The following is a 591-nucleotide window of genomic DNA, read 5'->3' on the forward strand; positions in this document are numbered from 1 at the left end:
ATTAATGCTGAATTGGTAGAGTGAGTATAATAAGAATTGATGCCCCTGCAAAAAAGCACATCTTATTGATGATAAGCTAAAAACTCAGGTAGTTTGAAATGAATTGCCTGAGTTTCTTTCATTCCGAAAAAGTATCTCTTCTTTAAAAAAGAAGAGTTATGCACTACTCTTAAACATACTCTTTTATGAAAACATTTTTTTATTTTACAGTTTTAGTATTAGTTAGTGTAGCGATAAATGCACAAACGATAGAAATTAACACTGTTTATCTTACGAAAGCCGGCTCCCGGACTAAAGTTTATGTTGATGATAATATATCCAGGGCAACACAGGTTTTTGGTGCACCGAGTGACACCAAAGATTACTTTTTTGAAATGGACAATAAAAAAGGAAAAATATATACTTACAATGGGAATAAAGTGTATACTATTGATAACAAAATCGTAAGTTTTGATATTAAAACCAACAAAGTATTGTTGGGGATTGATGGGAATAAAACCTTTAAAATAGGAGACAAAATAATGGAGACTAAAAGGGTGATACCGCATGGCCCCGATAGAACCACTACTTTGATAGATTTAAAATTTTTGG

Annotated in this window: 1 protein-coding gene; it reads left to right on the forward strand. The window is 31.8% G+C overall.

What is annotated here, in order from left to right:
* Nucleotides 1-185: 185 nt before the first annotated feature.
* Nucleotides 186-591 (forward strand): hypothetical protein (locus tag ED312_RS20210; RefSeq protein ID WP_148044342.1); only part of this gene is annotated, 406 nt, incomplete at its 3' end.

Origin of the sequence: Sinomicrobium pectinilyticum (assembly GCF_003725735.1) — a bacterium.
GTDB classification, from domain to species: Bacteria; Bacteroidota; Bacteroidia; order Flavobacteriales; family Flavobacteriaceae; genus Sinomicrobium; species Sinomicrobium pectinilyticum.